Raw genomic sequence first — 26,414 nt, forward strand, 5'->3', positions numbered from 1 at the left:
TTAGGCTCGACGGGTGCGTCTTGTCATCGCCCGCTGCTCCGTCGACTACACAGGTCGACTCAACGCCCATCTGCCGCTCGCCACGCGCCTGCTCGTGCACAAGGGCGACGGGAGTCTGCTCGTGCACTCCGACGGCGGCAGCTACAAGCCGCTGAACTGGATGAGCCCGCCCTGCTCCCTCTCGACCGAGGAACCAGGTGAGGAAGAGGCCATCGCCGGAGTGACCGAGGTGTGGCGCGTCACCCACAAGAAGACCGGCGACGCGCTGCGCGTGCAGATCTACGAGGTCATCCATGACTCCTCGCACGAACTGGGCATCGACCCCGGCCTGCAGAAGGACGGCGTCGAAGCCGACCTGCAGCGGCTCCTCGCCGAACAGGTCGACCTCATCAGCGAGGGCGCGACGCTGGTGCGCCGCGAGTTCCCGACGGCGATCGGTCCGGTCGATCTCATGGTGCGGGATGCCGACGGCATGGCGATCGCCGTTGAGGTGAAGCGCCGCGGCGACATCGACGGGGTCGAACAGCTCACGCGTTACCTCGAACTGCTCGGGCGTGACCCTCACCTCTCTCCCGTGCAGGGCGTGTTCGCCGCGCAGGAGATCAAGCCGCAGGCGCGCGTGCTCGCCGAGGACCGCGGCATCCGCTGCCTGGTCCTCGACTATGACGACATGAAGGGCATCGAGTCCGGAGTACCCCGGCTGTTCTGAGGCTCTGCCTCGCCGCCATAGGCTGGATCCATGCCTCACTCCCCCTATTCCTGCGTGCTGTGGGATGTCGACGGCACGATCGTCGACGCCTCCGTCGGCATCCTCCGTCGGCTGAATATCGCCCTCACCCACTTCGGCCACCCGGCACCGACGCGGGAGGATCTCGTGCACTGGATCGGTCCGCCGATGTTCCAGTCCTTCCAGGACCAGGTGGGAATGACGCCGGCCGAGGCGGCCGAGGGTGTCAAGTTCTACCGCACGCTCGGCAAGGCCGACGGCTACACGACTGACGTCGCCACCTACCCTGGCGTGACCGATCTCATCCACGACCTGCTCGCGGCGGGCGTGCCGCAGGCGACGGCGAGCTCGAAGCCCGAACTGCAGGTCGATGCGCTGGTCGACCACTTCGGGTTGCGGCCGGCGTTCCTGGCGACCGTCGGCTCGACACCCGACGAGGCGACGCTCGCGTCGAAGACCGATATCGTCGCCGAGGCGCTGCGCCGGCTTCGCGAGCGCGGGGCAGACACCTCGCGGCCCGTGTTGATCGGCGATCGGCACCACGACGCCGAGGGCGGCAATGCGAACGGCGTGCCGGTGATCTTCGTCGAGTGGGGGTTCAGCGATCTGCACGAGGGCGATGAGGCGGCGTTCCGCGCGGCCACCGTCGAGGAGCTTCGCGCGCTGCTGTTGACCTGATCCCGATCACCTGTTCGAGGCCGTGACACACCACTGATCCCCGAAAAGCACAGAACTCCCTGCCGGAAGACGCAAGCGTCTCCGGTCAGGGAGTTCTGTATTGCCCGCCCTTAGAGGGGGCGGATGTTCTCTGCCTGCAGGCCCTTGGGGCCCTGCGCGACATCGAACTCGACTCGCTGGTTCTCATCGAGAGACCGGTAGCCGGATGATTCGATGGCGGAGTAGTGCGCGAAAACGTCAGCGCCGCCGTCGTCGGGGGAGATGAAGCCGAAGCCCTTCTCCGAGTTGAACCACTTGACCGTGCCTTGGGTGCTCATGTACTGCCTGTTCTGCTGATGAAGAAGCCGACGCAGGTATGCCCCGACATCGCTAACGGTAGTGGAGCGAGGGCCGAGGGCAATAGCCGCTGCCAGAAGGTGATCCAAATGTTGCAAGAGCGGTGTGGCTCCGGCGCGGAGCCGCGTGGAGGATCGGGCGTTTCTCGCCCGGAAAATTGTGTGGCCCTCACCGCGGGGGGAGCGATGAGGGCCGAAGACGACCGGAGGGTGCGTCAGAATCAGCATATCGCACGTTCTGGAGATTTGTCCCCCATATGGGGGACAAAATCGAAAATTCGTGGGAGGATGAACTGGAGCGGCCCCCTCGAATAGTCCATTGGGGATTGAACTACTCGAGTGGGCCCGATCGCATGCACGGATCGTCGGCCATCTGGGGAAGGCCACCCGCCATCTGGGGAACGACGGAGACGATCGAGTCCCCTCGTGCATGCGCCTTCACCATAGGTGCGAAGGATGATCAGGTCCTCGGGGGTTGACAACGCGCAGCGATCGCCAACCCCCAGGGACATGGTCAGCACGACCGCAGGTTTCGGGGATGACGGACGCACAGCACGGGTGATTCACCCGGCGCCCGATGCCCCCGAGACCGCGGTGGTCACCGTCGCGACAGCGTCGTGAGCGTGGCGAGATGGTCGCTTTCGCCGGCGCGCATCGTCGTGGCCGACCCGACGTCGAAGCCGCGCTGGAACACGTGGTCGATCTTGACGAGCGGAAGCGCAGCCGGCCAGCTGAAGCCGGTGGTCCCGATGTTCGGTCGCACGAGATCCAGTTCGGCGCCCAGGAACCGGAGCGCGGGATCAGTGGTCGCCGCGTTGAAGTCTCCCAGAGCGATGACCTGGGGAGACGGATCGTCGCGCACGGTCGCGGCCAGTGCGGCGAGCATGTCATCCCGGGCCGTCTGCGCTCCCGGCCGCAGCGACGCGGCATGGATGAGGTACACGCTCGTGTCCCCGCCAGGGGTCTGCACCGTCACGTGAAGCGCGCGCTTCCATCCGAGCCCGAGGTCCAGCGGCTCCTCCGCCACCAGGGGGTTCATGCTCCAGATGCCGACAGTGCCGACGCCATAGGAGTAGGGATACTTCGCCGCGAAGACGCGATTCGCCGCTTCCCGGCTGGAGTCGTCCAGCTCGGTGAGCGTGATGAGATCCGGGTGGTGGGACAGGATGTCCGTCGCCGATCCCTCGCCGCCGCCGGACTGCGCGCGCACGTTCTGACTCGCGATCGTCAGGGGGGTCGCCGTCGGTGCCCCAGGGAGGGCCGGAAGAGCGGGCGCTATCGCGACGAGCCAGAGGATCACCGCTGCCGAAGCAGGAATGGCCGCGCGACGAAAGATGACGAAGACGGCGAGTGCGACGGCGATCGAGACCACGCCGAGCAGCGGCAGGATGACCGACACCGCCGTGCCGATCGGCCCGGGGATCCATCCGCAGGCGATGATGACGGCGATGACGACGTTGACCCCGACCAGCCTGCGCGCGGTGCGACGACGAGCGGCCTGGCCTGTTCGCCGCATCGTGGTCTTTTCGTCGTTTCGCATGCACCACCATCATGTCCGTATCCTCCTGTGACGTCTCTGGACGGGGCGACTCGCGGTGCCTCAGATCGGTAATCTGGGGAGATGCCGATGCTGAACAAGGACATGACGCTGTGCATCTCGCTGTCAGCTCGGCCGAGCAACAACGGGACGCGCTTCCATAACTTCCTCTACGAAGCGCTCGACCTCAACTGGATCTACAAGGCCTTCGCGCCCACCGACCTCGGTCAGGCCATCGCCGGTGTGCGGGGTCTCGGCATCCGGGGCTGCGCCGTCTCGATGCCGTACAAGGAAGACGTGATCGCCCTCGTCGACCGGATGGATCCCTCCGCGACGGCGATCGAGTCCGTGAACACGATCGTGAACGACGACGGCGTACTCACGGCCTACAACACCGACTACTCGGCGATCGCGCAGCTGATCGAACGAAACCGACTCGACTCCACAGCATCGGTGCTGCTTCGCGGTTCCGGCGGCATGGCGAAGGCGACCGCCGCCGCGTTCCGCGACGCGGGCTTCACGAACGTGACGATCATCGCGCGGAACGAGGGCGCTGGGCGCGCGCTGGCAGATCTGTACGGCTTCGGATGGATGCCGGATGCCGGCGACTCCACCGCCGACATCGTGGTGAACATCACCCCCATCGGCATGGCCGGCGGCCCGGACGAGCACGCCCTGTCGTTCACCGAAGAGGCGATCGCCGCCGCATCCGTGGTGTTCGACGTGGTCGCACTGCCGGCCGAGACCCCGCTGGTCATCGCGGGGCGCGCAGCGGGGAAGACGGTGATCAGCGGCGCCGAGGTCGCCACCCTGCAGGCGCTCGAGCAGTTCGTGCTGTACACCGGCATCCGCCCCAGTACCGAGCAGGTGCGCGCGGCCGAGGAGTTCATGCGGGCGTCCTCGGTCTGACCTCAGGTGATCGCCGCGATCACCGGGCATCGCGGGTGCGTGGGCCCGGTCTCGATCAGCAGGGCAAGAGCGTCTCGCACGCGCTGCAGGTCGACGATCTTCTGATCGAGTTCGACGAGCTTCTCGGCGACCTGGTCGCCGACGTCGCCGAAGGTGATGAGCTCAGGGCTATCGGAGAGGCGGAGCACATCACCCACCTCGCGCAGGGTGAACCCGAGGCGCTGGGCACGGCGGATGAACCGCACGCGCTGCACCGCGTCGGCCGTGTACGAGCGGTAGCCCGCGGCGGATCGTTCGTCGGGCTCGACGAGCCCCTGCCGCTCGTAGAAGCGGACGGTGCTCACCGCCACGCCGGCGGAGCCGGCGAGGCGTCCGATGCTCAGCGCCGGCGCAGGCGCAGCAATCCGCTCAGCTGCAGAACCAGCCACAGGACCTCCCCGATCAGGAACACGACGACGGTCGTGCTCTGCCCATTCAACAGCGCCCAGATCATCCACAGCGAGAATGCCGCCCTGCCGGCGGTGTCGATCGCGATGAACCGCGGCTCAGGGCGGAGCACTCGAGCCAGAGCCCACATCGTCACGGCCGTGCCGAACATGCTCACGAACATGAGCCCAGCGGCGTCGAAGGCCGGGAGCTGAGCGCCCGGGAGGTCGAACGCATCATGGATCCAGCGTGTGGCGTCGAAGAGGAGCGAGGCCGTGAAGGGTGTGGCGAATCCGACGGTCACGATGAGGTCGTAGATCGCTCCGGCGCGGCCCCAGCGCGGTCGGTCGAAGTCGGCGGTCAGGGGGCGTGTGATGGTGCTGGATTGGGTCATGTCGCCATCGTCGACCCTGAACCATGGTGCAGGGTCAAATCCGCGTCGTCGCCGGGCTCGACCTCGGGTAGATCGCAGTCCCCTCACGATCGTGAGCTCACAGCTCGATACCTGGGTACCCTAGGCCCATGACCGCGCCTCGCTCCGCTCGACCGTCCATCGCCCGGCGGATGTCCGGGGTGATCGCCCTGGCGACCGTGGTCGCTCTCTCGCTCGCCGCCTGCACCGGTGGCGATGACCCCGGCGTCACCGAGGGCGGCCAGGGCTTCCCCGACGACGGATGCACACACATCACCGTCGCGACCTCCTCGGAGAAGGTCAACATGCTCGACGAGCTGGCGAAGGCCTTCAAGGACTCGCCGGAGCACAAGGGCCTCGACACCTGCGCGACGGTGCGCCCGACCAACGTGTCGTCCGGCAACGCCACGCGCTTCCTGACCTCCGGCGAGGACTGGCCGAGCGACGACCAGACGCTGTGGCCCACGCTGTGGTCTCCGGCATCCACCGTCTGGACCGATCGCGTCGCCGCCGCGGCATCCCAGAACCTCGTGGGAGACCCGAAGTCGTTCACCCGCACCCCGATCGTCTTCGGGATGCCGGAGCCGATGGCCGAGGCGCTGGGCTGGCCCGGCAAGCCGATCAGCATCACCGACCTCTCCCGCCTGTGCCAGGATCCCGCCGGCTGGGGCGCGGTGGGCAAGGACATCTGGGGCGCCTTCAAGATCTCGAAGACCAACCCCAACACCTCCACCACCGGGCTCTCGACGATCTTGATGCAGTCCTATGAGGCATCGGGCAAGGCCGAGGGACTCACCGCTGCCGACGTCGATGCCTCCGCCGACTTCTCCCGCGTGTTCGAGGAGTGCGTGATCCACTACGGAGACACCACCGGCAACGTGCTCACGACGCTGTACGACGAGACGCAGAACGGCGCGAACGGGTCTGCGTACGTGTCGGCCGTCGCCCTGGAGGAGACGTCGCTGATCAACTACAACACCGGAAACCCCGACTCGCACACGGTGCAGCCGGGCGAGACGCTCACGCCGCCGAAGACGAAGCTGGTCGCGGTGTACCCGGCGGGCGGTTCGTTGTGGTCGGACAACCCGATCACGGTGCTCGGCGCGGACTGGGTGACGGCCGAGCAGCGCACGGCGGGCGAGGCCTTCGCCGCGTTCGTGCAGACCGCGGCGGCGCAGAAGGTGCTGCCGGAGTACGGCTTCCGCCCGCTCGACGAGTCGGTTCCGCTCGGTGACCTGTTCACCGCCGAGTACGGCATCGACCCCGCGCAGCCCGCAGTGACGCTGCCGAAGCCGGATGTCGACGTGATCTCGTCGGCGATCGATCAGTGGACCCAGGTGCGCAAGCCTTCGTCTGTGCTGGAACTGATCGACATCTCGGGGTCGATGGATGACCCGATCGGCGACGGCCGCTCCCGTCTGGATGGCGCGATCCAGGGTGCGCAGAAGACCCTCGACCACTTCCGCCCCACCGATGAGATCGGCGTGTGGGCGTTCACCACGGGCATCACCTCCGACGAGGGCGACGGCATCCAGGTGCTGCGCGACGTCTCGGCGCTCGGCTCCGACGGCGAGAAGCTCGACTCGTCCCTCGAGGACCTGCACTATGCGCAGCGCAACGGCACACCCCTCTACGATTCGGTGCTCCTGGCGTATGAGGACATGCGCGAGCGCGCGGAGCCGGGGCGCATCAACGCGATCGTGGTGCTCTCGGATGGTGAGGACACCGATTCCTCGATCTCACTCGATTCGCTGATCGCGAAGATCGGCAAGAGCACGAAGGAGGGCGGCGACGACGCTCCGGTGCGCATCTTCACGATCGTGTACGGCGAGGGCGCGGACCCCACCGCGCTGCAGCGGATCGCGGATGCCACGGGCGGACAGCTCTTCGATGCGTCGGATGCCGCGCGGATCGACCTCGTGTTCGCCTCCGTGATCAACAACTTCTGAGATGGCAATGTTCATCGCCACGCCTTCGTCGGGATGGGTCGACGACGCCATCGCCGGAATCCAGGCCGGTGACGTGTACGTCGATCCTGCCGTTTCGGGGGCTTCCGATCTGCAGTCCGCGCTGACGGAGGTGATCCCGGGCGACGGCTCGATAGCCGTCGTGGTGCTGCCAGCGGCTGCCGCGATCGAGAACCAGCAATACGACACCTACATCCTCGATCAGCTCACGAAGGCTGCAGATCAGCAGACGGTGATCCTGGCGATCGGTGACGATCTGATGGCAGATTCCGTCGCGATCGACGGGGTCGACGCGCTGCGGATCGCCAACGAGAATCAGACGTCGGCCGCAAGCACCCAGGCGGCGCTCGTCGAAACCGTGCAGGAGATCTCGGCCGAGACACCGACCTCACCCGGTGGCGGCGGAGGCGGAGGCGTCGACCTGTTGCTGCCGGTGGTGATCGGCGGAGTCGTGCTCGTCGCCGCCGCCGGCACCGCGATCGCGCTGATCGCTCGCCGCCGTCGCAAGCCCGCCGTCTCGACAGACCCGGTGCCGGCCGGCATCCGTCTTCGGATGAACCGCCTGCGCGAATTGCGCGCCGACTACGCGGCTCTTCCCGGCAACCCGGTCGCCACCGAGACCGCAGCGGGCATCGACGCCCTCGCCTCGCACGTCGAGCAGCTCTTCGCTCGACTCGACGCCAAGGCGGGCGAGGATCAGACCACCATCGCCGAGGCGGAGTACTCCGACAAACTCGCCAGGCTCGTCGCCGCGCTCGACCGCGACTACCTGCTCGACCTTTTGACGCGCCCTGACCTGTGGGATGACCCCGACGAGCGGGTCGGCGAGGTCCGCGAGGCCCTCTCCGCCGTCTCGACGCAGATCGTCGACAACATCAAGCAGGTGAACGCCCGCAAGGGACTGCTGTTCCAGGTCTCGCTCGACTCGTTGATCGGCCGGTCGGAGCTGCGCGACTGGGAGCGTCAGTTCAAGAAGAACTCGGGGGAATGACCGAGGTCAGACCGCCGGTGCCGCGGTCGAAGCGCGAACGATCAGTTGCGAACCCAGCGTCGCGATGTCGCCGATGACAGCGCCCGACATCGCCTGAAGGAGCAGATCGACCCCGAGTGCGCCGCTGCGCTCGATCGGCATCCGGACGGTCGTGAGCGCTGGGGTCACCGCGCCGGCGAGATCGATGTCGTCGATGCCGACGATGCTGACGTCGGCGGGGCAGCGTCGCCCGAGTTCCAGCATCCCGGCCTCGAGTCCGAGCGCGACGAGGTCGTTGTAGGCGACGACGGCCGTGGCGCCGCTCGCCACGGCCGGAGCAGCGGCAGCGCGCCCGCCCTGGATGGATGCGGCGTGGTGGCTCAGCTGCGTGAGACGGATGCCGTGACGCTCACAGGCCCGGGCAATCGTGTCTGCCCGCCGCACATCGGCCCACGAACCGCGGGGCCCTGCGGCGTACGCGATGTGGGTGTGCCCGAGGGCTGCGAGGTGTTCGATCGCCTGGCCGGGGCCGTGCTCGGTGTCCATCAGCACGCACGGCGCACCGTCGATCTGACGGTTGATCACCACATAGGGAGTGTCACCGACCAGTTCGAGGAGCTCGTCGTCCGGGAGGCGCGGGGAGCACAGCAGCATCCCGTCTAGCTTGCGTGCCTGCTCGATCTGCTCGCGCTCTCGGCGAAGATCTTCATCGGCGTCGAACAGCACGATGCGGTGACGGCCATGCCAGGCCTGCCCCTGAATCGCCTTGAGGAGAGTCGCATACACCGGGTTCGCGACGTCCGGCACGACGACTCCGAACGTGCGGGTGACGGTGGCGGATTGCGGCGTGGCGTAGCCGAGCTCCCCTGCGGCCTCGAGCACGCGCCCGAGAGTGTTCGGCGCGAGACGATCCGGTTCTCCGAAGGCCCGGGAAGCGGTCGCGATCGACACACCTGCACGCCGCGCCACGTCTGTCAGCGTCGCTGCCATGTGCACCTCCCACCCTCGCAGCAATCCTACGATCCTTCCCCTCGATGTAAAACGGGTTGACAATGTTTGTACAACTGATACACACTTGTTTGCATGACGATCATCGCCGATCACCCTGAGTGGTACCCGGCCCACAGCGAAGGAGCTGCCGCGTGAGCAACGAAGCGCAGTCTCTGCACCGCTCCGCCTCCACGACAGTCGCTCCGCTGGTCGCCCCCGCCGAGGCCGGCATCCTGCACCTCGGGCTCGGGAGCTTCCACCGTGCGCACCAGGCGGTCTACACGGCCGCCGCCCTGCAGTCCGCCGGCGGCGACTGGGGCATCATCGGCGTCGCCTCGCGCTCCCGCTCGATCGTCGACGCCCTGCACGCCCAGGACTTCCTCTACTCGGTCGCGACGATCGCTCCCGGCAGCACATCCCTCACCATCCCCGGCGTGCACACTGACGCCTTCGTGGGCGCTGAGCAGCCCGAGCGCGTCGTCGCCCAGATCGCCGACCCCCGCATCCGCATCGTGACCCTCACCGTCACCGAGAACGGCTACAGCTACTCCCCTGCCACGCAGCACCTGGACCTCGACGACGACACGGTGCGCGCCGACCTGCGCGGCGGTGCCGCGCGCTCGACGATCGGGCAGCTCGCCCGCGGACTCCAGGCCCGCGCGGCCGCCGGCGGCGCGCCGATCTCGATCCTCAGCTGCGACAACCTCGCTGCCAACGGTGCCCACACCGAAGGACTCGTCCGCGAGTTCCTCCACGAGCTCCCCGGATCCGAGGGCCTCGACGCCCTCGCGTTCCTCGATCGCGCCGTCTCGTTCCCGTCGAGCATGGTCGACCGCATCGTGCCGTCGACGACCGCCGAACTGCGCGTGCGCGTCAGCGCCCTGCTCGGCGCCCGCGACGAGGTTCCAGTGCCCGCCGAGCCGTTCACCATGTGGGCGATCGAAGATCGTTTCGCCGGCGGTCGCCCCGCCTGGGAAGCGGGCGGCGCGGTCTTCACCGACGAGGTCGGACGCTATGAGCAGATGAAGGTGCGGCTGCTCAACGGCACGCACTCCCTCATCGCCTACCTCGGCGCCCTGAGCGGAGTCGGCACGATCCCCGAGGCGATCGGGCTCGACGGCATCGAGAGCGCCGCCCGCGCGGTTCTGCGTGACGAGTACGAACCGTCCATCGCCGTGCCCACCGGTGTCGACATCCGCGCGTACGAGAGCGAGCTGTTCGAGCGCTGGGCCAACAGCGCCCTCGGTCACCGCACCAGCCAGGTCGGCACCGACGGCTCGGTCAAGCTCCGCCAGCGCATCCCGGAGCCGGCACTTCTCAGCCTCCGCGGCGGCGAGATGCCGCACCTGATCGCCCTGACCGTCGCCGGGTACCTCTCCTGCATCGCTCCACTTCCGGGCTTCGACCCCGGCCCGCACGCCGCGGCGATGACCGATGGCGCACGGGAGCGTCTCGCCGGATACGCAGCGTCGGCGCGCAACGGCCGCGAGCTGGCGCAGCGCGTCATCGGCGAACTCCACCTGTTCGGCGAGGATCTCGGGGCACAGGATGCCTTCATCGCCCGCGTCGGCGAGCTGATCGACACCATCCAGAGGCGGGGCGTCGATCACGCGATCGCCGATGCCGTCTCGGCATCCCGAACCACCACGAAGGAGATGCAGCCATGAAGGCACTCGCCATCCACGGCAAGGAAGACATCCGCTGGGAGGATCGCGATGCTCCGACCCCCGGCGACGGAGAGGTCCGCCTCCGCGTGCACTACGTGGGCATCTGCGGGTCAGACCTGCACTACTACTTCCACGGCGCCAACGGCGAGTACACGATCCGCGAGCCGCTGACCCCCGGCCACGAACTCTCCGGTGTCGTCGACCTCGACCCGTCCGGCCGCCTGGCCCCGGGTACGCCCGTCACCGTGCACCCCGCGCGCTACGGCCCCGTCGTGCCGGGCCTCGAAGATCGCCCGCACCTGCGCCCCGGTGGCGACTACTTCGGCAGCGCGGCGGCGAACCCGCACCGTCAGGGCGGAGCATCCGAGCTGCTGATCGTCGAGGACCACATGGTCCGCGTGCTCCCCGCCTCGCTGCCCCTCGAGCGCGCGGCCCTGGCCGAGCCGCTGGCCGTCGCGATCCACGCCGTCAACCTCGCCGGTGACGTCGCCGGCCGTCGCGTGCTCGTGATCGGCGCCGGCCCGATCGGTCTGCTCGTCGTGGCTGCGGCAGTCAACGCCGGGGCCGCCGTCGTCGGCGCGAGCGACGTGCGCGCCGAACCGCTCGAGCGTGCGCAGTCCCTCGGCGCGACCGAACTGTCGCTCGTCGGCCGCGACACGATCGAGAACGAGTCATACGACATCGTCTTCGAGTGCTCCGGCGTCGGGGTCGCCCTCACGCAGGCCGTGCGCGCTGCGCGCCGGGCCGGAACCATCGTGCAGGTCGGGATGCTCCCCAACACCGACATCGGAGTGAATCTCGCTCCGATGCTCGCGAAGGAGCTGACCATCCGCGGCGCGTTCCGCTTCTCCACCGAGATCGACGACGCGGTCGCGCTGCTGGCCGAGTCCGACGCCCTCGACTCCGTCATCTCCCACGTTCTCCCGGCATCCGACGCCGTCCAGGCGTTCGAGCTCGCTCGCGACTCGTCCGCTTCGGCCAAGGTCCTGCTTTCCCTCTAGCGACACCTCGCTGCCCCGCGCCCCCCCCGCGCACATCACTACAAAGGAGTATTCCGATGAGCAGTTCCTTCGTCCCCGGTGTGGAGGCCCCCGCGGCGCCGCCCACCGCCAAGCGCTCGATGGGCGACCTCGTTCGCGCCGCCGTCTCCGGCTGGCTCGGCACCGCCCTGGAGTTCATGGACTTCCAGCTGTACTCGCTCGCTGCAGCCCTCGTGTTCAGCCAGCTGTTCTTCGCGGGTGAAGACCCCGGCATGGCGGTCGTGCTCGCGATGGCCACGTACGGCGTCGGCTACGTCGCCCGCCCGATCGGCGCATTCGTGTTCGCTCGCATCGGTGATCGCGTCGGCCGCCGCAAGGTGCTTTTCTACACGATCCTCCTCATGGGCGCGGCGACCACCCTGATCGGCTTCCTGCCCACGTACGAGCAGGTCGGCATCCTCGCTCCGATCCTCCTCGTGATCCTGCGTCTCGCTCAGGGCTTCGGCGCCGGTGCCGAGATCTCGGGCGCCGGAGTCATGCTGTCGGAGTACGCGCCGAGCAACCGCCGCGGCGTCATCGCCTCGCTGGTCGCCCTCGGCACCAACTGCGGCACGCTGTTCGCCTCGGCGATCTGGGCGATCCTGCTCGCCGTCATGCTCGAGAGCGATGTCATCGCCTGGGGCTGGCGCATCCCGTTCATCGGCAGCGCCGTCATCATGCTCTTCGCGCTGTGGGTGCGGTTCAACCTCAAGGAGAGCCCGGTCTTCGAGGAGCGCAGCGACGTCGTCGACGGCAAGGCGCTCTCGCGCGACGAGGTCGTCAAGCTCGCCACCGAGACCAACGACATCCGCACGCTGGAGTCGCTCGAACGCAAGCCGCTCAAGGCGATCATCGTCTCGTTCTTCCTGCGCTTCGGCCAGGCCGGCAACTCGGGCATGGTGCAGACGTACCTCATCTCGTTCATCACGATCACCCTCGCGATGTCGAAGGAGGTCGGCCCCGAGGTCGTCATCGTCTCGTCGCTGATCGGCTTCCTCACGATCCCGCTCATGGGCCTTCTCGGCGACAAGTTCGGCCGTCGCCGGATGTACATCATCATGACGTCGCTGTCTCTCGTACTGATCGTGCCCACGCTCCTCATGATCAACACCGCCGAGCTCGTCTGGGTCTTCGTCGGCTACGCGCTGATCCACAACATCTCGGTCCTCGGTCTCGCGTCGATGGAGAACATCTCGATCCCCGAGATCTTCGGCGCCCGCAACCGCTACACGCTCACCGCCATGGTGCGCGAGATCGCGGCCATCATCGCCACCGGCGTCGGCCCGATCGTCGTCGCGGCATGGGTCTCGGCGACCACGGGCAGCATCGTCCCGGTCATGGTCCTGATGGGGGTCTTCACGGCATCCGCTCTTGTGGCCGCCATCTGGGCTCCCGAGTGGACGGGGCGCGATCTCACCGATCCGCGCGCCGCCATGTGACCCACCGCCCCATCTGAGAACCCGGGGTGCGGCCGCCCGAACGGCCGCACCCCCACACCACGAGGAAAACGACATGACCATCGAGCTCGTCGACGTCAACATCACCAGCCCAGGACGCAACTTCGTCACGCTCAAGATCACGACCTCCGACGGGACCGTCGGCTGGGGTGACGCCACACTCAACGGTCGCGAGCTCGCCGTCGCCTCCTACCTCTCCGACCATGTCGCCTCGATGCTCATCGGCCGCGATGAGGACCGGATCGAGGACACCTGGCAGTACCTCTACCGCGGGCCGTACTGGCGTCGCGGCCCGGTCACGATGGCGGCGATCGCCGCGGTCGACATGGCCCTGTGGGACATCAAGGCCAAGAAGGCCGGAATGCCGCTGTACCAGCTGCTGGGCGGGGCCAGCCGCGAGGGCGTCCGCGTCTACGCGCACGCCTCCGGAACCGACTACGCGGCCCTGAAGAACGCGATCACCGGCTACGAGGAGCTCGGCTTCACCGCGGTGCGCGTGCAGACCGGTGTTCCCGGCCTCGGCCAGATCTACGGTGTCTCGGCCGCCGGCCCCGGCGTGCGCTACGACTATGAGCCCGCGAAGCGCTCCGGCGACCGCCCGAGCGAGGAGACGTGGGACACCCGCAATTACCTGACCCACATGCCGGGGGTCTTCGCCAGCATCCGCGAGGACTTCGGCACCGACCTGCGCATCCTGCACGACGGACACCACCGGATGTCGCCGATCGAGGCCGCACGCTTCGCGAAGGACATCGAGCCGTACGACCTGTTCTGGCTCGAGGACTGCACCCCGGGCGAGGATCAGACCGCCCTGCGCCTCGTGCGCCAGCACTCGACGACGCCCCTCGCGATCGGCGAGGTCTTCAACTCGGTCTTCGACTACCAGACCCTCATCACCGAGCGCCTGATCGACTACGTGCGCTCCGCTGTCACCCACACCGGTGGCATCACGGCGATGAAGAAGCTGCTCGACTTCGCAGCGATCTACGGCATCAAGTCCGGCATCCACGGTCCGACCGACATCTCGCCGGTCGGCATGGCCGCGGCGCTGCATCTCGATCTCGCGATCCACAACTTCGGCATCCAGGAGTACATGCCGCACAACGAGAAGACGCTCGAGGTGTTCCAGACCTCGTTCACCTTCGACAAGGGCTTCCTGCACCCCGGTGACCAGCCCGGTCTCGGCGTGGAGCTCGACGAAGAAGCCGCGGCCGGACACGAGTACACGAAGGCCTACCTGCCGGTGAACCGTCTGCTCGACGGGACCGTGCATGACTGGTGAGCGCGGTCGGGTCGCGCTGCCCGATCGCACGGTCACCTCCCGCCTGATCGTCGTGGCGCGCGCACAGCGGGCGACGGACTACGACGCCGTCCTCGATGTGCTCGTCGACGCCGGCATCCGCAGCGTCGAGCTCACGCTCACGACGCCTGGCACATTCGGGCATCTCCCCCGGCTGCTCGAACGATTCGGCGACGCGATCGATCTCGGCGTCGGTACCGTCACGAACTCGGACGACCTGGCGCGCGCGATCGACGCCGGGGCCGATTACATCGTGACGCCGATCACTTCGACCGCGTTCGTCACGCAAGCGAAGGATGCCGGGGTGCCGATCGTGCCGGGCGGGCTGACGCCGACCGAACTGTTCGCCTCGTGGTCCGCCGGGGCGTCTGCGGTCAAAATCTTCCCGGCCGGACAGGTCGGACCCTCTTATCTCAAGGATCTGCGCGGGCCCTTCCCCGACCTCGTCGCCGTGCCTTCCGGAGGCGTCGGCCTTGCCGGCGCCGAGGCCTGGCTTCGCTCCGGCGCGGTCGCGGTGAGCGTCGGCGGCCCGCTGCTCGGCGATGCCTTCAACGGCGGCGATCTGCAGGCTCTGCGCGAGCGTGCCGCCGCGTTCGTCGAGGTCTGCGCTCGGAGCGCGGAGTGATCTCTGCGTCCGTCGTCACCCTCGGCGAGACCATGGCGCTCGTGCGCACGACCGAGATCGGCTCGCTGCGTCACGCGAACTCCCTGGCCTTCGGCATCGGTGGTGCAGAGAGCAACGTCGCGATCGGTCTCGCCCGCCTCGGCGTCGCCACGTCGTGGCTCGGCCGCGTCGGAGACGACTCCCCCGGCGAACGGGTGGCACGGGAGATCCGCGGCGAAGGCGTCGACGTACGAATGATCGTCGATCCGGATGCCGCGACCGGCCTGATGGTGAAGGAGCGCCCCTCGGCCGCATCCACCGCCGTGCACTATTACCGTGCGGGGTCGGCGGGGTCGCGACTGCATCCGGATGATCTTCCGGAGGGGTGGATCGAAGAGGCGTCGCTGCTGCACGTCACCGGCATCACTCCCCTGCTCTCCGACACGGCGCTGGCGACGTTGCACACGGCGATCGACCGCGCGCGAGCCGCCGGCGCGATCGTGAGCTTCGACATCAACTACCGTTCGTCCCTGGCGAGCGCCGACGTCGCCGGACCCCTCCTGCGCGAGCTCGCCGAGCGGGCCGACATCGTCTTCGGCGGCGCCGAGGAGTTCGCGATCCTGTACCCGGGGTCGTCAGCGGCAGATGCCGCTGCAAGGTTGCGGGATGCCGGATGCGCGACGACCGTGCTCAAGCAGGGCGCGGACGGCGCGACGGCGTTCTCGGGTGAGGCCGTCGTCGTGTCACCAGGATCCACGATCGACGTCGTCGACACCGTGGGTGCGGGCGATGCGTTCGTCGCCGGCTACCTGAGCGCGCTGCTCGACGGCCTCGATCTCGATGCGACGCTGCGGCGCGCGAACGCGTGCGGCGCGATGGCCTGCCTGGTGCCCGGTGACTGGGAGGCCGCGCCGACGCTGCGCGAGCTCGAACGATTCCTCGACGGGGTCGGCGACCCCGTCCGGCGCTGATGACGTCGGGGCGGCCCGGCGTCAGTTGATGATCTCGGCGCGATCGTCGGCGTGCAGGGCGGCGAGTCGCTCTCTCCACGCGGCGAGTGCGTCGGGAGTGAGCCGCGTCCAGTCCGTGACCTCGCGCACGACGCGTAACGGCGCGCTGCTGCGGTACGACCGCGTCGGATTTCCGGGGAACTTCTTGTCGGTCACGTTCGGGTCGTTCTCGAACTCGCCGGTCGGCTCGACCTGGTAGACTCGCGGTTCACGGTCGCCGGGTGCGAGTTCGGCCGCGAGCCCCGCTCCATCGGGCAGAGCCGTGAAGTAGATGTGGTTCATCACGATCTCGGGCCGGTAGTTCGACCGGAAGCCGGCCGTCAACAGATCGCCGCGGCCGAGATCCGCCTTCGTGCCGTGAAAGAACGGACCGTCATCCCGTGCATCGCTCACCGGAACAGCCTATGACGATGACGGGCTGAGCCGAAGGGCTGTCCGTCACCGGGTTTCGTCTCTGAGGTCTCGCGGCTCGTCGTCGCTGGTACCCTCCGGTTCGTCGCCCGGAGCGAGATCGCCCTGTCCGTCCTCGCCCAGCTCGGCGTCGAGCGGATCGTCGTCCTGCGTCTCTGGCTGCTGATCGGTCGGGAACGAGTCATCCGTGACGTCGTCGACCGGGGGAATACCCGGCATCTCCGGCGGCAGGCTGTTCGCGAATGCGTCGATGTTCGACATGGTGCGCTCCTTGGGTCGTGATCGAGCGTCCATCGTGCGTCCGATCCGCGGCGAGCGCAGGACGGTTGACAAGGGGGCGATTCATCCCCGTTGCAGACCTCGCCAGAAGATATCGCCCGCGGTGTCGACGAGCACGTCGACCGGCACCCCGTCCAGCAGACCCCCGGATGCGAGCGAGGCGATGCCGTGGAACGCCGAGAACGCGGCGAGCGCGATCCGGTGCGGATCCCCTGGCCCGATCGCTCCCACCTCCTGGGCTGCGACGACCACCCGAATGGTGAGTTCCATCGACGCCTGGCCCGCGGCGAGGAGCTCCGCGCGAGCGTCAGGAGCGTGCTTCATCCCGAACATCAAGGAGAGAAGAGTGGGCTGGGCCAACGCGAAGGCGACATACGCGCGGGCGAGGTCGTCGAACCTGCTGCGAGCTGCGGTCGGGTTCGTCTCATCATTGCGAGTGGCCTCTTCGAGTGCCGCCGCCAGACGGTGGAAGCCGTCTTCGGCGAGCGCGTCGAGCAGCGCCTGCTTGTCGCGGAAGTGCCGGCTCGGCGCGGCATGGCTGACGCCGGCTTCGCGGGCCAGCTGACGCAACGACAGCGCGTCGACACCGTCGTTCTCGATGCTGGATGCAGCGGCCTCAAGAAGGGTCCGGCGCAGATCGCCGTGATGGTAGGGCTGCGGGGGCACCCGACGAGTCTATCTCGATGTTGTCATTGACAACAAGAGTGGATGCCGACACAATGATGTCACTGTCTACATTGCTGAATCGACCGAAGGACTGCACCATGACGCTTGACCTCCGCGGGGGAACCGCACTCATCACCGGCGCGAGCTCAGGGCTCGGCGTCGAGTTCGCTCGACGGTTCGCCGCCCGCGGGTCTGATCTGGTGCTCGTCGCCCGTCGGGTCGACCGCCTCGAGAAGCTCGCCGCCGAACTGCGGGCCGCCGCGCGCGTGAGGGTCGAGGTCGTTCCCGCCGACCTCGGCGTCACCGGTGCCGCCAGCGCCCTGCACGAAGAGCTCGACCGCCGCGGCATCCGCGTCACCTCGCTGGTCAACAACGCGGGGTTCGGCACCCACGGCGCGTTCGATGAGGCCGATCCGGAGCGGATGCTGAGCGAGATCCAGCTGAACGTGGCGACGCTCGTCGAACTGTCGCGTGCATTCATGCCGCAGCTGCTCGAAGGGCACGGGGCGCTCGTCACGGTCGCGAGCACCGCGGCGTACCAGCCGACACCCGGCATGGCCGTGTACGGCGCGACCAAGGCGTTCGTGCTGAGCTTCACCGAGGCGCTGTGGGCCGAGGCGCGAGGAACCGGGCTGCGCGTGCTCGCGGTGAGTCCTGGATCGACGAAGACGGAGTTCTTCGACGTCGTCGGCACCGACGATGCCTCCGTCGGCCGTCAGCAGACTGCGAGTCAGGTCATCGATGCGACATTCCACGAGCTCGACCGCGCGAACGGCGGGCCCAGCGTCATCTCCGGCCGCGTCAACCACCTCACGGCCCTGGGCACGCGGTTGCTCTCGCGTCGCGCGCTGACGCAGACGAGTGCCCGCGTCCTGGGCGAGATCCGGATGTCGAAAAGGTCGCGGCGCGCGGACGCCAAGTAGCCTCGTCGGCGCTGCGCGACGGGGAGCGTCAGTTCAGGAAGAGCTCGGGGGAACGGGGCGCGACTCGTAACTGTTGCGCGCGGCGATGACGATCAGACTGCCAAGCGCCATGCCCACGGTGTTCGCGATGAGGTCGCTCACGTCGGTGACGCGACCGGGCAGGAAGAGCTGAGTCGCCTCGACAGCGACCGACATGGCGAAGCCGATCATGGCGAGCACGAGCCAGCTGGCGTGCCGGAACCAGAGGGCGGCCAGCATCCCGAAGGGCACGAACATCAGCAGGTTGGCGGCGACCTCGAAGTCGAGACTCGGGACGCTCAATGACAGAGAGAGGAAGGGGGAGATGGGCAGGACCGGAAAGGGCACGTTGCCGACGACGCGCTCGATGATCTCCCGGAAGGACCCGACCGCACCCTGCGGGCCGAGGGTGATTGTCGCGACGAGCGCTGTGTAGGCGATGGTCGCGGCCACGAGCGGCACGCGCGAGCGGGGCGGGGCGGTTTCCTGCTCGGTTCTTTCGATCGTGAGAATGCTCATCGTCTCTCCTGGGCTGGTTGAGGTGATTCCTTCCATCTGACCGGGACGCATGTTGCCCTGGCGTCTGCGTTTTTCCATACGTTCCGCATATGTCGATGCCCGCCTTGGCGGCCTTCCCGCACACAGAAAGAGCCCCTGACCGGGAAACCCAGGTCAGGGGCTCTTCTTCTCGCTGTGCGCGAGGGGGGACTTGAACCCCCACGTCCATAAGGACACTGGCACCTGAAGCCAGCGCGTCTACCATTCCGCCACTCGCGCGAGTGTCTCGCTCCGAAGAACTCAACTTCACGACAATATCACGCGATTCCGCGCTCGCCCAACGCGCGCGGACCCCTGACGCGGCGGCGAGACGCACCGTGAATGCTGTTCTCACGGTGTTCACGCCGTCACGAGAGGCGTTCACCCAGGACACCTGGCTACGATGTCCCTACCGGTCGGCATGCCAGAGGAGCCCAGTGGGACTACTTGACAGCTTTGAGAAGGGTCTCGAGCGCGCTGTGAACAGCGCGTTCGCGAAGACCTTCCGCAGCGGCATCCAGCCAGTGGAGATCGCTTCGGCCCTTCGGCGAGAGGCCGACACCAAGGCAGCGGTCGTCAGCCGCGACCGCATCATCGCGCCGAACAACTATGTGGTGCGCCTGAGCAGCGACGACGCCGAACGGATGCGGGGACTCGGCCGCGCCCTGACCGACGAACTGCACGCGCTGCTGAGCACGCACGCCACCTCCCAGGGATACAGTTTCGCCGGCGCTCTCTCGATCAATCTCGAATCCGATGAGAAGGTCGCGACCGGCACCGTCCGCGTGACCTCCGGCACCGTCGAGGGCCGGGTCAGCTGGCAGGCGGTCATCGACGTCGACGGACGCCGCCACTCCCTCAACAAGGCGCGCACCGTGATCGGCCGCGGCACCGACGCGGAGATCACCATCGCCGACGCCGGATCCAGCCGCAAGCACGCCGAAGTCCTCTGGGACGGCGAGCGCGCCATGATGCGCGACCTCGGATCCACCAACGGCACGAAGGTGAACGGACAGAAGGTGCGCGAGGCCGCACTCCCCACCGACACCACCATCACCATCGGCCGCACCGACCTCGTCTTCCGCATCGTCCCGATCGCGTCGCCCTCCCGCCCGATGGATGACTCGACCCGCGCGTTCGGGGTGATGCCGTGAGTACTCCGAGTGAACTGGTCCTCCTCCTGCTGCGCGTGGGTTTCCTCGTGCTCCTCTGGTTCTTCGTGTTCGGCGTCGTCTATTCGCTGCGGGCCGATCTGTTCGGCGTGCGTGTGCGCAAGCTGCCCGCCGACGGCGCCGCGGCTGCACCATCCGCCGCGGCGGCACCCATCTCGAAGCCCGCCGCGACGAAACCGGCATCCGCGAAGCCCAGCACGGGGCCTGCGACCATCGCGACCGCCAAGAGGCTCGTGATCACCTCCGGACCCAAGGCGGGTCTCGAACTCCCCCTCGGTACCGAGGCCATGACGATCGGCCGCTCGAGCGAGTCGGCCCTCGTCATCCGCGACGACTACACCTCGAGCCATCATGCGCGTCTGATGCTGCGCGGCGACGCCTGGGTCATCCAGGACCTCGACTCCACCAACGGCACCTTCTTCGCCGGCAACCGGGTCACCGGTTCGCCCGTCGCGCTCACCCTCGGCACGCCCGTCAAGGTGGGCGCCACGACTTTCGAGCTGCGAGCCTGACGCCGGCATGGTCTTCGAGGGCTCGAGCGCCGCGATCTCCCATACCGGGAAGATCCGCTCCAACAACCAGGACTCCGGTTACGCCGGCGCGAACCTGTTCGTCGTCGCCGACGGCATGGGCGGCCACGCCGGCGGCGATGTCGCCTCGAGCATCGCGATCCACCGCATGGAGCCCCTCGACCAGGGCTACGCGACCACCGACGATGCCCAGGCCTCCCTGCAGGCCGCCGCGACCACCGCTGCCGGGGACCTCATCCGCGCCGCCAGGGAGCGCCCGGAGCTCGCCGGGCTCGGCACCACCCTCAGCGCGATCATCATGGTCGACGAGTACGCGGTCATCGGCCACATCGGCGACTCCCGCATCTATCTCTACCGCGACGACGCGCTGACGCAGATCACCGCCGACCACACCTTCGTGCAGCGCCTCGTCGACTCGGGACGCATCACGCCGGAGGAGGCCAGGTACCACCCGCGCCGCTCGGTGCTGATGCGGGTGCTCAGCGACATGGACTCCGACCCCGAGCTCGACATGTTCGTCATGCCGACGCTGCCGGGCGACCGCTGGCTGCTCTGCTCGGACGGCCTCTCCGGGGTCGTCGACGAGGCCCACATGCTCAAGGCGATGCGCCTCGGGATGGCACCGGGTCGCACGGCCGACAACCTGCTGAAGCAGGCACTCGACGGCGGCGCCCCGGATAACGTCACGATCGTGCTGGTCGACGTCGGCGGGCACCACCCCCTGTCGTCCGGCACACCGACGATCGTCGGCTCGGCGGCGAACCCCTCCGGCCTCATCGCGCCGTCCGCACGGCCGGCGCGCACGAACTGGCTGCATCCGGTGCGCCAGGCCGCCAACGAGCCGAGCCACTTCGAGCCCGCGGCCGAGTACCTCGAGGAGCTCATCGAGGAAGATCGGCGTCGCGCGCGGCGCCGTCGCGTCGGGTGGATCGCCGGACTCCTCGTCGTGCTGGTGATGCTCGGCGTCGCGGCCTTCGCCGCGTACAGCTGGACGCAGACCCGCTACTTCATCGGCGCCGATGACGACAGTGTCGTCATCTTCCAGGGCGTGCAGCAGAACCTCGGCCCGATCGTGCTCTCCACGCCGCTCGACGACACCGACATCCTGCTCGCAGACCTTCCCGAGTATCAGCGCGCCCGGGTGGAGAGCACGATCACGGCGCGCTCGCTCGCCGACGCGATGGCGATCGTCGACCGGCTCCGGGCCGGCGCCGAGGCCAACGTCATCGAAGAGACCCCGCTGCCGACGCCGATGCCGACGACGAGCCCGACCGCAGGCACCCCATGAGCGTCGACGTCACGGCCGACACCAGCGTCATCAAGGCCCTCAAGCGGATTCGGATGCCGCAGACGCAGCGCAACCGGGAGTTCTGGCTGCTGCTGTTCGCCTGCGCCCTCAGCGGTGCCGCGCTCACCCTCGTGCAGCTGGGTGCTCTCGGCCTGATCGACCCGATGATCCTCTTCATAGGCGGCGGGCTCGCGGTGCTGGCGTTCGCGCTGCACGTGGTCCTTCGGCTCGTGGCCCGCGACGCCGATCCGTTCGTGCTGCCGATCGCGACTCTGCTCACCGGCCTCGGTATCGCGATGATCTACCGGATCGACCTGGCGAAGGACCTCACCGGCTGGGACGCGTACTCCGCGAAGCAGCTCGCGTGGACGGCCATCTCGCTCATCGGCGCCATCGTGTTGGTGATCCTGCTCCGCAATTACCGCATCCTCTTCAACTACACCTACATCTTCGGCCTGTCCGGCATCGTGCTGCTGCTCCTGCCGTTCGTCCCCGGACTGCGCATCCCGGACGCGAATGCCGCCGTCTGGGTGTCGCTCGGCGGCATGTTCGCGTTCCAGCCCGGCGAGCTGGCGAAGATCTGCCTGGCGATCTTCTTCGCCGGCTACCTCGTACGCACCCGGGAGAGTCTCACCTCTGTCGGCACGCGCTTCCTCGGAATCACCTGGCCGCGCATGCGCGAACTGGGCCCGGTGATCGTGGTGTGGCTGATCTCGCTGGGGATCATCGTCTTCCAGCGCGACCTCGGCACCGGAACGCTGATCTTCGGCATGTTCGTCGCGATGCTCTACATCGCGACCGGCAAGACCAGCTGGGTGCTCATCGGCCTGACGCTCGTCCTCGCCGGCGTCGCCCTCGCGACACAGATCCTCTCGTACGTGCGCGGCCGTTTCATCAACTGGCTGTTCCTGTTCGATCCCACCCAGGTCGACCCGGACGGAGCCGGCTACCAGCCGATGCAGGGCCTGTTCGGGCTCGCGCAGGGCGGACTCATCGGCACCGGCTGGGGCCAGGGACGGCCCCAGGAAACGCCCCTCGCCCACAGCGACTACATCATCACCAGCCTCGGCGAGGAGCTCGGGCTGATCGGCCTGTTCGCGATCCTCGTGCTGTACATGGTGTTCGTGAGCCGCGGGATGCGGATCGGCCTCGCCGGTCAGGATGACTTCGGCAAGCTGCTCGCGACCGGCCTGTCGTTCACCATCGCCTTGCAGGTCTTCATCATGGTCGGCGGCGTGACGCGCGTCATCCCCCTCACCGGCCTCACCACTCCGTTCCTCGCCGCCGGCGGGTCATCGCTGATCGCGAACTGGCTCATCGTCGCGATTCTGCTGCGGATCTCCGACGCCGTCCGCTCTCAGCCCCGGGTGGTGATCGGATGACGAAAGAAATCCGCCGTCTCAGCATCGTGATGCTGTTCATGTTCCTGTCGCTGTTCGCAGCAACGAGCTGGATCCAGGTCGTCGACGCCGAGACCCTCGCACAGAACAGCCACAACCGCCGCACGCAGCTCGACAGCTACGAGATTCAGCGCGGATCGATCATCGTCGACGGCGTCAACATCGCCACCTCGGTGCCCAGCGACGACAAGTACCAGTTCCAGCGGGTGTACACGGATGCCGCGATGTGGGCCCCGGTGACCGGTTACTACAACCCCGCTCTCGGCTCGGCGACGGGTATCGAGCGCGCGATGAACGCGGATCTCTCCGGTACCGGATCGAACGCGTTCTTCGCCGAGATCGAGCGCCTCCTCTCCGGCCAACCGCAGACCGGTTTCAGCGTCGAACTTTCGTTGAACACGGCGGCCCAGCGTGCGGCCTATGAGGCGCTGCAGGGGCTGCAGGGCGCGGTCATCGCGATCGAACCCAAGACGGGTCGCATCCTCGCCATGGCCTCGACTCCCGGCTTCGACACGAACCAGCTGGCCACGCACGACGCGACGGCCGCGAACACGATCTACGAATCCCTGGACGATGACCCGGCGAACCCGCTGTACAACCGCGCGATCGCCGGCGGGCTCAACCCCCCAGGATCGACCTTCAAGATCCTCCTCGCGGCCGCGGCATACGCGAGCGGCGACTGGACTCCGGAGTCGACGCTTCCGAACCCGGCGCGCTACCAGCTGCCCGGATCGTCGAACACCGTGTCGAACGCCTGGGGCGGCGCCTGCGGCGCCGGCGAGACCGTCACCATCGCCGAGGCGCTCCGGCTGAGCTGCAACATCCCGATGGCGGAACTCGCCGTCGAACTCGGCGACAAGAAGATCTTCGAGATGGCCGAGAAGTTCGGGTTCAACCGCAGCTTCGAGACGCCGCTCTCCTCGACGCCGTCCAGCTACCCGCGCACCCTCGACGACGCACAGACGGCCCTCACCGGATTCGGGCAGGGACAGGTCACTGCGACTCCGCTGCAGATCGCGATGGTCGCCGCAGGTATTGCGAATGACGGCGTCGTGATGAACCCGCACATGGTGGATGCCGTGATCGGCAACGACCTGTCGGTGCTGCGCGCCTTCGAGAACACCGAGTTCGGCCGCGCGATCGATGCTGACATCGCCGATGAGGTGACGGCAGCGATGGTCGCGGGCGTCTCAACCGGAGCGGCGCAGGGTGCAAGAATAGACGGGATCGACGTAGCCGGGAAGACCGGAACGGCCGAGAACGGCAACAAGCCGCACACGTTGTGGTTCACCGGTTTCGCACCGGCGGACGACCCCGCGGTCGCAGTAGCGGTCGTCGTCGAAGACGGCGGCGGACAGGGACAATCAGGATCCGGCGACTCCATCGCCGCTCCGATTGCTAAGAAGGTCATAGAGGCGGTGCTGGGCAGATGAGGCCGACGCAAGGTGTGTCGTTCGGTGGTCGCTACGAGCTGCAATCGCGGATCGCGATCGGCGGCATGGGCGAGGTATGGGAGGCGACGGATCACGTCATCGGACGTACCGTCGCGATCAAGATCCTCAAGGACGAGTACATGGGGGACCCCGGGTTCCTCGAGCGATTCCGCGCTGAGGCGCGGCACGCGGCACTCGTCAACCACGAGGGCATCGCCAGCGTCTTCGACTACGGCGAGGAGAACGGCAGCGCCTACCTGGTGATGGAACTCGTGCCCGGTGAGGCACTCTCCACGATCCTCGAGCGCGACGGGGCGATGAGCGCCGACAAGACGCTCGACATCGTCGCCCAGACGGCATCCGCACTGCAGGCGGCGCACGCCGCCGGTCTCGTGCACCGCGACATCAAGCCGGGCAACCTGCTGATCACACCCGACGGCCGTGTGAAGATCACCGACTTCGGCATCGCGCGCATCGCCGACCAGGTTCCACTGACCGCGACCGGTCAGGTGATGGGCACGGTGCAGTACCTGTCGCCCGAGCAGGCATCCGGCCACCCCGCTTCGCCCGCCACCGACACCTACTCGCTCGGCATCGTCGCGTACGAATGCCTGGCCGGCAGACGCCCCTTCACCGGCGAGTCGCAGGTCGCCATCGCGATGGCCCAGATCAACGAGCAGGCTCCGCCGCTGCCGCCGACGGTGCCGATCCCGGTGCAGAACCTCGTGATGGCGATGATCGCGAAGAAGCCCAGCGATCGACCGTCGTCGTCTGCCACCGTCGCCCGCGCCGCTCAGGCGCTGCGTCGCGGTGACCTGAACTCCGCGGCGATCGCCGTTCCCGCCATCGCCGGCGGCGCCGCCGGTGACGACGACGCCACCCGCATGTTGACCGGCGTCGCGGGCGCAGATTCCACCCGCCTCCTTCCGACCACGGCATCCCTGCCCGTCGAGGGTGCCGAGGCCGAGAAGGAGAAGAAGAAGCGCAGCCCGTGGACGTGGCCGCTCATTGCTCTGATCGTCCTTCTTCTCGTCGTGCTCGGCGGAACAGTCTGGATGCTGATGAATCCCGCGAAGGACGGCGCAGACCCGACGACGCCTCCGCCGACGTCCGCAAGCTCCACGCCGACGCCGAAACCCACGCAGACCCAAGCACCAGAGGTGCCTCCGGTCAACGTCGACGGGCTCAACCTCGTCGGGATGACCTGTGATGAGGCCCTGGCGGCGGCGACGGCCGCCGGACTCGTACCGACCTGCCAGGACGGCGGCACGCCCGCACCGTCCGACGATCTCGTCGGCACCGTCGAGGCCGTGAGCCCTCGCGGCTCGGTCAAGACCGGCACGCCGATCACCCTCACGCTCTACATCGGCGCCGTGCAGGTGGGCGGACCGACTTCGGCCCCCACCCTCAGCGGCCCGGCGATGGCAGGCCAGAAGATCACCCTGAACTGGACAAACTTCGAGTGCCCCTCCGGCCTGCCGGTGCGCAGCGCCTACGAGGTCACCCTGACGAACGCCACGTTCGACGGGACCGCGACAACGCAGAGCTTCGCCGCCAGTGTCCGCAACGCGCAGATCACGATCAACCCGGACACCGCCGGCCAGAACGTGACCGCGACGTACCGCGCCTTCTGCGGCGAGAGTCGTCCGTCCGACAACTCTCCGCAGATGGAGGAGCCGATCCTTCCCGGCCTTCCGGACGGCGAGGAATCAGGCAATTAACGTAGTCCGCGCCGTAGTCTGAGAACAG

General features: G+C 67.9%; 27 protein-coding genes and 1 tRNA gene. 18 read left to right on the top strand and 10 right to left on the bottom strand.

From position 1 onward, the window contains the following. The first annotated feature begins 13 nt into the window (after positions 1-13). Both nucS and LTA6_RS05920 read left to right on the top strand, forming a co-directional pair. Complete coding sequence (nucS, locus tag LTA6_RS05915; RefSeq protein ID WP_341976625.1) at positions 14-709, top strand: endonuclease NucS; 696 nt, start codon at positions 14-16, stop codon at positions 707-709. Positions 710-739: 30 nt separating this feature from the next. Next, a complete protein-coding gene (locus tag LTA6_RS05920; protein WP_341976626.1) occupies positions 740-1,405 on the top strand; it encodes an HAD hydrolase-like protein in 666 nt (221 codons plus the stop codon). 110 nt (positions 1,406-1,515) lie between these two features. Here LTA6_RS05920 and LTA6_RS05925 read toward each other — a convergent pair whose 3' ends face one another. Beyond that, positions 1,516-1,722: a cold-shock protein gene (locus tag LTA6_RS05925; RefSeq protein ID WP_046014597.1), complete on the bottom strand. Its 207-nt coding sequence runs from the start codon at positions 1,720-1,722 to the stop codon at positions 1,516-1,518. A 616-nt stretch (positions 1,723-2,338) separates the two neighbouring features. After that, complete coding sequence (locus LTA6_RS05930; protein WP_341976627.1) at positions 2,339-3,280, bottom strand: endonuclease/exonuclease/phosphatase family protein; 942 nt, start codon at positions 3,278-3,280, stop codon at positions 2,339-2,341. Positions 3,281-3,361: 81 nt separating this feature from the next. Here LTA6_RS05930 and LTA6_RS05935 point away from each other — a divergent pair, with 81 nt between their 5' ends. Then, positions 3,362-4,186 carry a shikimate 5-dehydrogenase gene (locus LTA6_RS05935; protein WP_341976628.1) on the top strand — a complete coding sequence of 275 codons (825 nt, stop codon included), beginning with the start codon at positions 3,362-3,364 and terminating at the stop codon, positions 4,184-4,186. A gap of 2 nt (positions 4,187-4,188) precedes the next feature. On the opposite strand, the gene LTA6_RS05940 is transcribed toward LTA6_RS05935, so the two are convergent. Both LTA6_RS05940 and LTA6_RS05945 read right to left on the bottom strand, forming a co-directional pair. Continuing rightward, positions 4,189-4,614 (bottom strand): MerR family transcriptional regulator, encoded by a 426-nt coding sequence (locus tag LTA6_RS05940; RefSeq protein ID WP_341976629.1) that lies wholly within the window; start codon positions 4,612-4,614, stop codon positions 4,189-4,191. Beyond that, positions 4,566-5,006 (bottom strand): hypothetical protein, encoded by a 441-nt coding sequence (locus LTA6_RS05945; protein ID WP_341976630.1) that lies wholly within the window; start codon positions 5,004-5,006, stop codon positions 4,566-4,568. Before LTA6_RS05945 ends, LTA6_RS05940 begins: the two co-directional genes overlap by 49 nt. A 128-nt stretch (positions 5,007-5,134) precedes the next feature. On the opposite strand from LTA6_RS05945, the gene LTA6_RS05950 reads away from it, so the two are divergent. Further along, positions 5,135-6,973: a substrate-binding and VWA domain-containing protein gene (locus LTA6_RS05950; RefSeq protein WP_341976631.1), complete on the top strand. Its 1,839-nt coding sequence runs from the start codon at positions 5,135-5,137 to the stop codon at positions 6,971-6,973. A 1-nt stretch (position 6,974) separates the two neighbouring features. Further along, entirely contained in the window at positions 6,975-7,982 is a 1,008-nt protein-coding gene (locus LTA6_RS05955) for a hypothetical protein (protein WP_341976632.1), read from the top strand. Between the two features lie 6 nt (positions 7,983-7,988). Here the strand turns inward: LTA6_RS05955 and LTA6_RS05960 are convergent, their stop codons facing one another. Then, positions 7,989-8,951, bottom strand: coding sequence for a LacI family DNA-binding transcriptional regulator (locus LTA6_RS05960; RefSeq protein WP_341976633.1), 963 nt, complete (start codon positions 8,949-8,951; stop codon positions 7,989-7,991). Between the two features lie 152 nt (positions 8,952-9,103). Between LTA6_RS05960 and LTA6_RS05965 the strand changes: the two genes are divergently transcribed. The 6 genes from LTA6_RS05965 to LTA6_RS05990 all read left to right on the top strand — a co-directional run bounded on the left by LTA6_RS05965 (position 9,104) and on the right by LTA6_RS05990 (position 15,969). Continuing rightward, positions 9,104-10,618 carry a mannitol dehydrogenase family protein gene (locus LTA6_RS05965; RefSeq protein WP_341976634.1) on the top strand — a complete coding sequence of 505 codons (1,515 nt, stop codon included), beginning with the start codon at positions 9,104-9,106 and terminating at the stop codon, positions 10,616-10,618. Continuing rightward, entirely contained in the window at positions 10,615-11,619 is a 1,005-nt protein-coding gene (locus LTA6_RS05970) for an L-idonate 5-dehydrogenase (protein WP_341976635.1), read from the top strand. Before LTA6_RS05965 ends, LTA6_RS05970 begins: the two co-directional genes overlap by 4 nt. 56 nt (positions 11,620-11,675) lie before the next feature. Further along, positions 11,676-13,076, top strand: coding sequence for an MFS transporter (locus tag LTA6_RS05975; protein WP_407358914.1), 1,401 nt, complete (start codon positions 11,676-11,678; stop codon positions 13,074-13,076). A 73-nt stretch (positions 13,077-13,149) separates the two neighbouring features. Then, positions 13,150-14,376, top strand: coding sequence for a D-mannonate dehydratase ManD (manD, locus tag LTA6_RS05980; protein ID WP_407358915.1), 1,227 nt, complete (start codon positions 13,150-13,152; stop codon positions 14,374-14,376). Next, complete coding sequence (locus LTA6_RS05985; RefSeq protein ID WP_407358916.1) at positions 14,366-15,019, top strand: bifunctional 4-hydroxy-2-oxoglutarate aldolase/2-dehydro-3-deoxy-phosphogluconate aldolase; 654 nt, start codon at positions 14,366-14,368, stop codon at positions 15,017-15,019. Before manD ends, LTA6_RS05985 begins: the two co-directional genes overlap by 11 nt. Beyond that, positions 15,016-15,969, top strand: a complete 954-nt coding sequence (locus LTA6_RS05990) for a sugar kinase (RefSeq protein ID WP_407358917.1) — start codon at positions 15,016-15,018, stop codon at positions 15,967-15,969. Before LTA6_RS05985 ends, LTA6_RS05990 begins: the two co-directional genes overlap by 4 nt. A 21-nt stretch (positions 15,970-15,990) precedes the next feature. On the opposite strand, the gene arr is transcribed toward LTA6_RS05990, so the two are convergent. The 3 genes from arr to LTA6_RS06005 form a co-directional block, all read right to left on the bottom strand. Continuing rightward, a complete protein-coding gene (gene arr / locus LTA6_RS05995; RefSeq protein WP_407358918.1) occupies positions 15,991-16,401 on the bottom strand; it encodes an NAD(+)--rifampin ADP-ribosyltransferase in 411 nt (136 codons plus the stop codon). 45 nt (positions 16,402-16,446) lie between these two features. Further along, positions 16,447-16,680 (bottom strand): hypothetical protein, encoded by a 234-nt coding sequence (locus tag LTA6_RS06000; RefSeq protein ID WP_407358919.1) that lies wholly within the window; start codon positions 16,678-16,680, stop codon positions 16,447-16,449. Between the two features lie 81 nt (positions 16,681-16,761). Continuing rightward, positions 16,762-17,364, bottom strand: coding sequence for a TetR/AcrR family transcriptional regulator (locus tag LTA6_RS06005; RefSeq protein ID WP_407358920.1), 603 nt, complete (start codon positions 17,362-17,364; stop codon positions 16,762-16,764). 98 nt (positions 17,365-17,462) lie between these two features. Here LTA6_RS06005 and LTA6_RS06010 point away from each other — a divergent pair, with 98 nt between their 5' ends. After that, on the top strand, positions 17,463-18,287 hold the full coding sequence (locus LTA6_RS06010; protein ID WP_407358921.1) for an SDR family NAD(P)-dependent oxidoreductase: 825 nt from the start codon (positions 17,463-17,465) through the stop codon (positions 18,285-18,287). 33 nt (positions 18,288-18,320) lie between these two features. On the opposite strand, the gene LTA6_RS06015 is transcribed toward LTA6_RS06010, so the two are convergent. Both LTA6_RS06015 and LTA6_RS06020 read right to left on the bottom strand, forming a co-directional pair. Beyond that, positions 18,321-18,824 (bottom strand): VanZ family protein, encoded by a 504-nt coding sequence (locus tag LTA6_RS06015; RefSeq protein ID WP_407358922.1) that lies wholly within the window; start codon positions 18,822-18,824, stop codon positions 18,321-18,323. A 175-nt stretch (positions 18,825-18,999) separates the two neighbouring features. After that, positions 19,000-19,082: transfer RNA gene (locus LTA6_RS06020), tRNA-Leu, on the bottom strand. 197 nt (positions 19,083-19,279) lie between these two features. On the opposite strand from LTA6_RS06020, the gene LTA6_RS06025 reads away from it, so the two are divergent. From LTA6_RS06025 to LTA6_RS06050, 6 genes are read left to right on the top strand one after another with little or no spacing between them, the layout of a single operon-like run. Further along, the gene (locus LTA6_RS06025; protein WP_407358923.1) at positions 19,280-19,996 is read left to right on the top strand and encodes an FhaA domain-containing protein; all 717 of its coding nucleotides are present in this window, start codon (positions 19,280-19,282) and stop codon (positions 19,994-19,996) included. Next, the gene (locus LTA6_RS06030) at positions 19,993-20,526 is read left to right on the top strand and encodes an FHA domain-containing protein (protein WP_407358924.1); all 534 of its coding nucleotides are present in this window, start codon (positions 19,993-19,995) and stop codon (positions 20,524-20,526) included. Before LTA6_RS06025 ends, LTA6_RS06030 begins: the two co-directional genes overlap by 4 nt. A gap of 7 nt (positions 20,527-20,533) precedes the next feature. Further along, positions 20,534-21,832 carry a protein phosphatase 2C domain-containing protein gene (locus LTA6_RS06035; protein WP_363550003.1) on the top strand — a complete coding sequence of 433 codons (1,299 nt, stop codon included), beginning with the start codon at positions 20,534-20,536 and terminating at the stop codon, positions 21,830-21,832. After that, positions 21,829-23,214, top strand: coding sequence for an FtsW/RodA/SpoVE family cell cycle protein (locus LTA6_RS06040; protein ID WP_407358925.1), 1,386 nt, complete (start codon positions 21,829-21,831; stop codon positions 23,212-23,214). The genes LTA6_RS06035 and LTA6_RS06040 overlap by 4 nt, the downstream gene beginning before the upstream one ends. Beyond that, complete coding sequence (locus LTA6_RS06045) at positions 23,211-24,665, top strand: peptidoglycan D,D-transpeptidase FtsI family protein (protein ID WP_407358926.1); 1,455 nt, start codon at positions 23,211-23,213, stop codon at positions 24,663-24,665. The genes LTA6_RS06040 and LTA6_RS06045 overlap by 4 nt, the downstream gene beginning before the upstream one ends. Further along, positions 24,662-26,386: a serine/threonine-protein kinase gene (locus LTA6_RS06050; protein WP_341976650.1), complete on the top strand. Its 1,725-nt coding sequence runs from the start codon at positions 24,662-24,664 to the stop codon at positions 26,384-26,386. Before LTA6_RS06045 ends, LTA6_RS06050 begins: the two co-directional genes overlap by 4 nt. Positions 26,387-26,414: the final 28 nt, after the last annotated feature.

The organism is Microbacterium sp. LTA6, from assembly GCF_045690355.1.
Taxonomy (GTDB): Bacteria; Actinomycetota; Actinomycetes; order Actinomycetales; family Microbacteriaceae; genus Microbacterium.

Bases quoted from the DNA above. Each gene is read 5' to 3' on its own strand.
- LTA6_RS05920 (WP_341976626.1), top strand. From the start codon at position 740: ATGCCTCACTCCCCCTATTCCTGCGTGCTGTGGGATGTCGACGGCACG.
- LTA6_RS05925 (WP_046014597.1), bottom strand. From the start codon at position 1,722: ATGAGCACCCAAGGCACGGTCAAGTGGTTCAACTCGGAGAAGGGCTTC.
- LTA6_RS05930 (WP_341976627.1), bottom strand. From the start codon at position 3,280: ATGCGAAACGACGAAAAGACCACGATGCGGCGAACAGGCCAGGCCGCT.
- LTA6_RS05935 (WP_341976628.1), top strand. From the start codon at position 3,362: ATGCCGATGCTGAACAAGGACATGACGCTGTGCATCTCGCTGTCAGCT.
- LTA6_RS05945 (WP_341976630.1), bottom strand. From the start codon at position 5,006: ATGACCCAATCCAGCACCATCACACGCCCCCTGACCGCCGACTTCGAC.
- LTA6_RS05950 (WP_341976631.1), top strand. From the start codon at position 5,135: ATGACCGCGCCTCGCTCCGCTCGACCGTCCATCGCCCGGCGGATGTCC.
- LTA6_RS05955 (WP_341976632.1), top strand. From the start codon at position 6,975: ATGGCAATGTTCATCGCCACGCCTTCGTCGGGATGGGTCGACGACGCC.
- LTA6_RS05960 (WP_341976633.1), bottom strand. From the start codon at position 8,951: ATGGCAGCGACGCTGACAGACGTGGCGCGGCGTGCAGGTGTGTCGATC.
- LTA6_RS05970 (WP_341976635.1), top strand. From the start codon at position 10,615: ATGAAGGCACTCGCCATCCACGGCAAGGAAGACATCCGCTGGGAGGAT.
- LTA6_RS05975 (WP_407358914.1), top strand. From the start codon at position 11,676: ATGAGCAGTTCCTTCGTCCCCGGTGTGGAGGCCCCCGCGGCGCCGCCC.
- manD (WP_407358915.1), top strand. From the start codon at position 13,150: ATGACCATCGAGCTCGTCGACGTCAACATCACCAGCCCAGGACGCAAC.
- LTA6_RS05985 (WP_407358916.1), top strand. From the start codon at position 14,366: ATGACTGGTGAGCGCGGTCGGGTCGCGCTGCCCGATCGCACGGTCACC.
- LTA6_RS06000 (WP_407358919.1), bottom strand. From the start codon at position 16,680: ATGTCGAACATCGACGCATTCGCGAACAGCCTGCCGCCGGAGATGCCG.
- LTA6_RS06010 (WP_407358921.1), top strand. From the start codon at position 17,463: ATGACGCTTGACCTCCGCGGGGGAACCGCACTCATCACCGGCGCGAGC.
- LTA6_RS06015 (WP_407358922.1), bottom strand. From the start codon at position 18,824: ATGAGCATTCTCACGATCGAAAGAACCGAGCAGGAAACCGCCCCGCCC.
- LTA6_RS06035 (WP_363550003.1), top strand. From the start codon at position 20,534: ATGGTCTTCGAGGGCTCGAGCGCCGCGATCTCCCATACCGGGAAGATC.
- LTA6_RS06040 (WP_407358925.1), top strand. From the start codon at position 21,829: ATGAGCGTCGACGTCACGGCCGACACCAGCGTCATCAAGGCCCTCAAG.
- LTA6_RS06045 (WP_407358926.1), top strand. From the start codon at position 23,211: ATGACGAAAGAAATCCGCCGTCTCAGCATCGTGATGCTGTTCATGTTC.
- LTA6_RS06050 (WP_341976650.1), top strand. From the start codon at position 24,662: ATGAGGCCGACGCAAGGTGTGTCGTTCGGTGGTCGCTACGAGCTGCAA.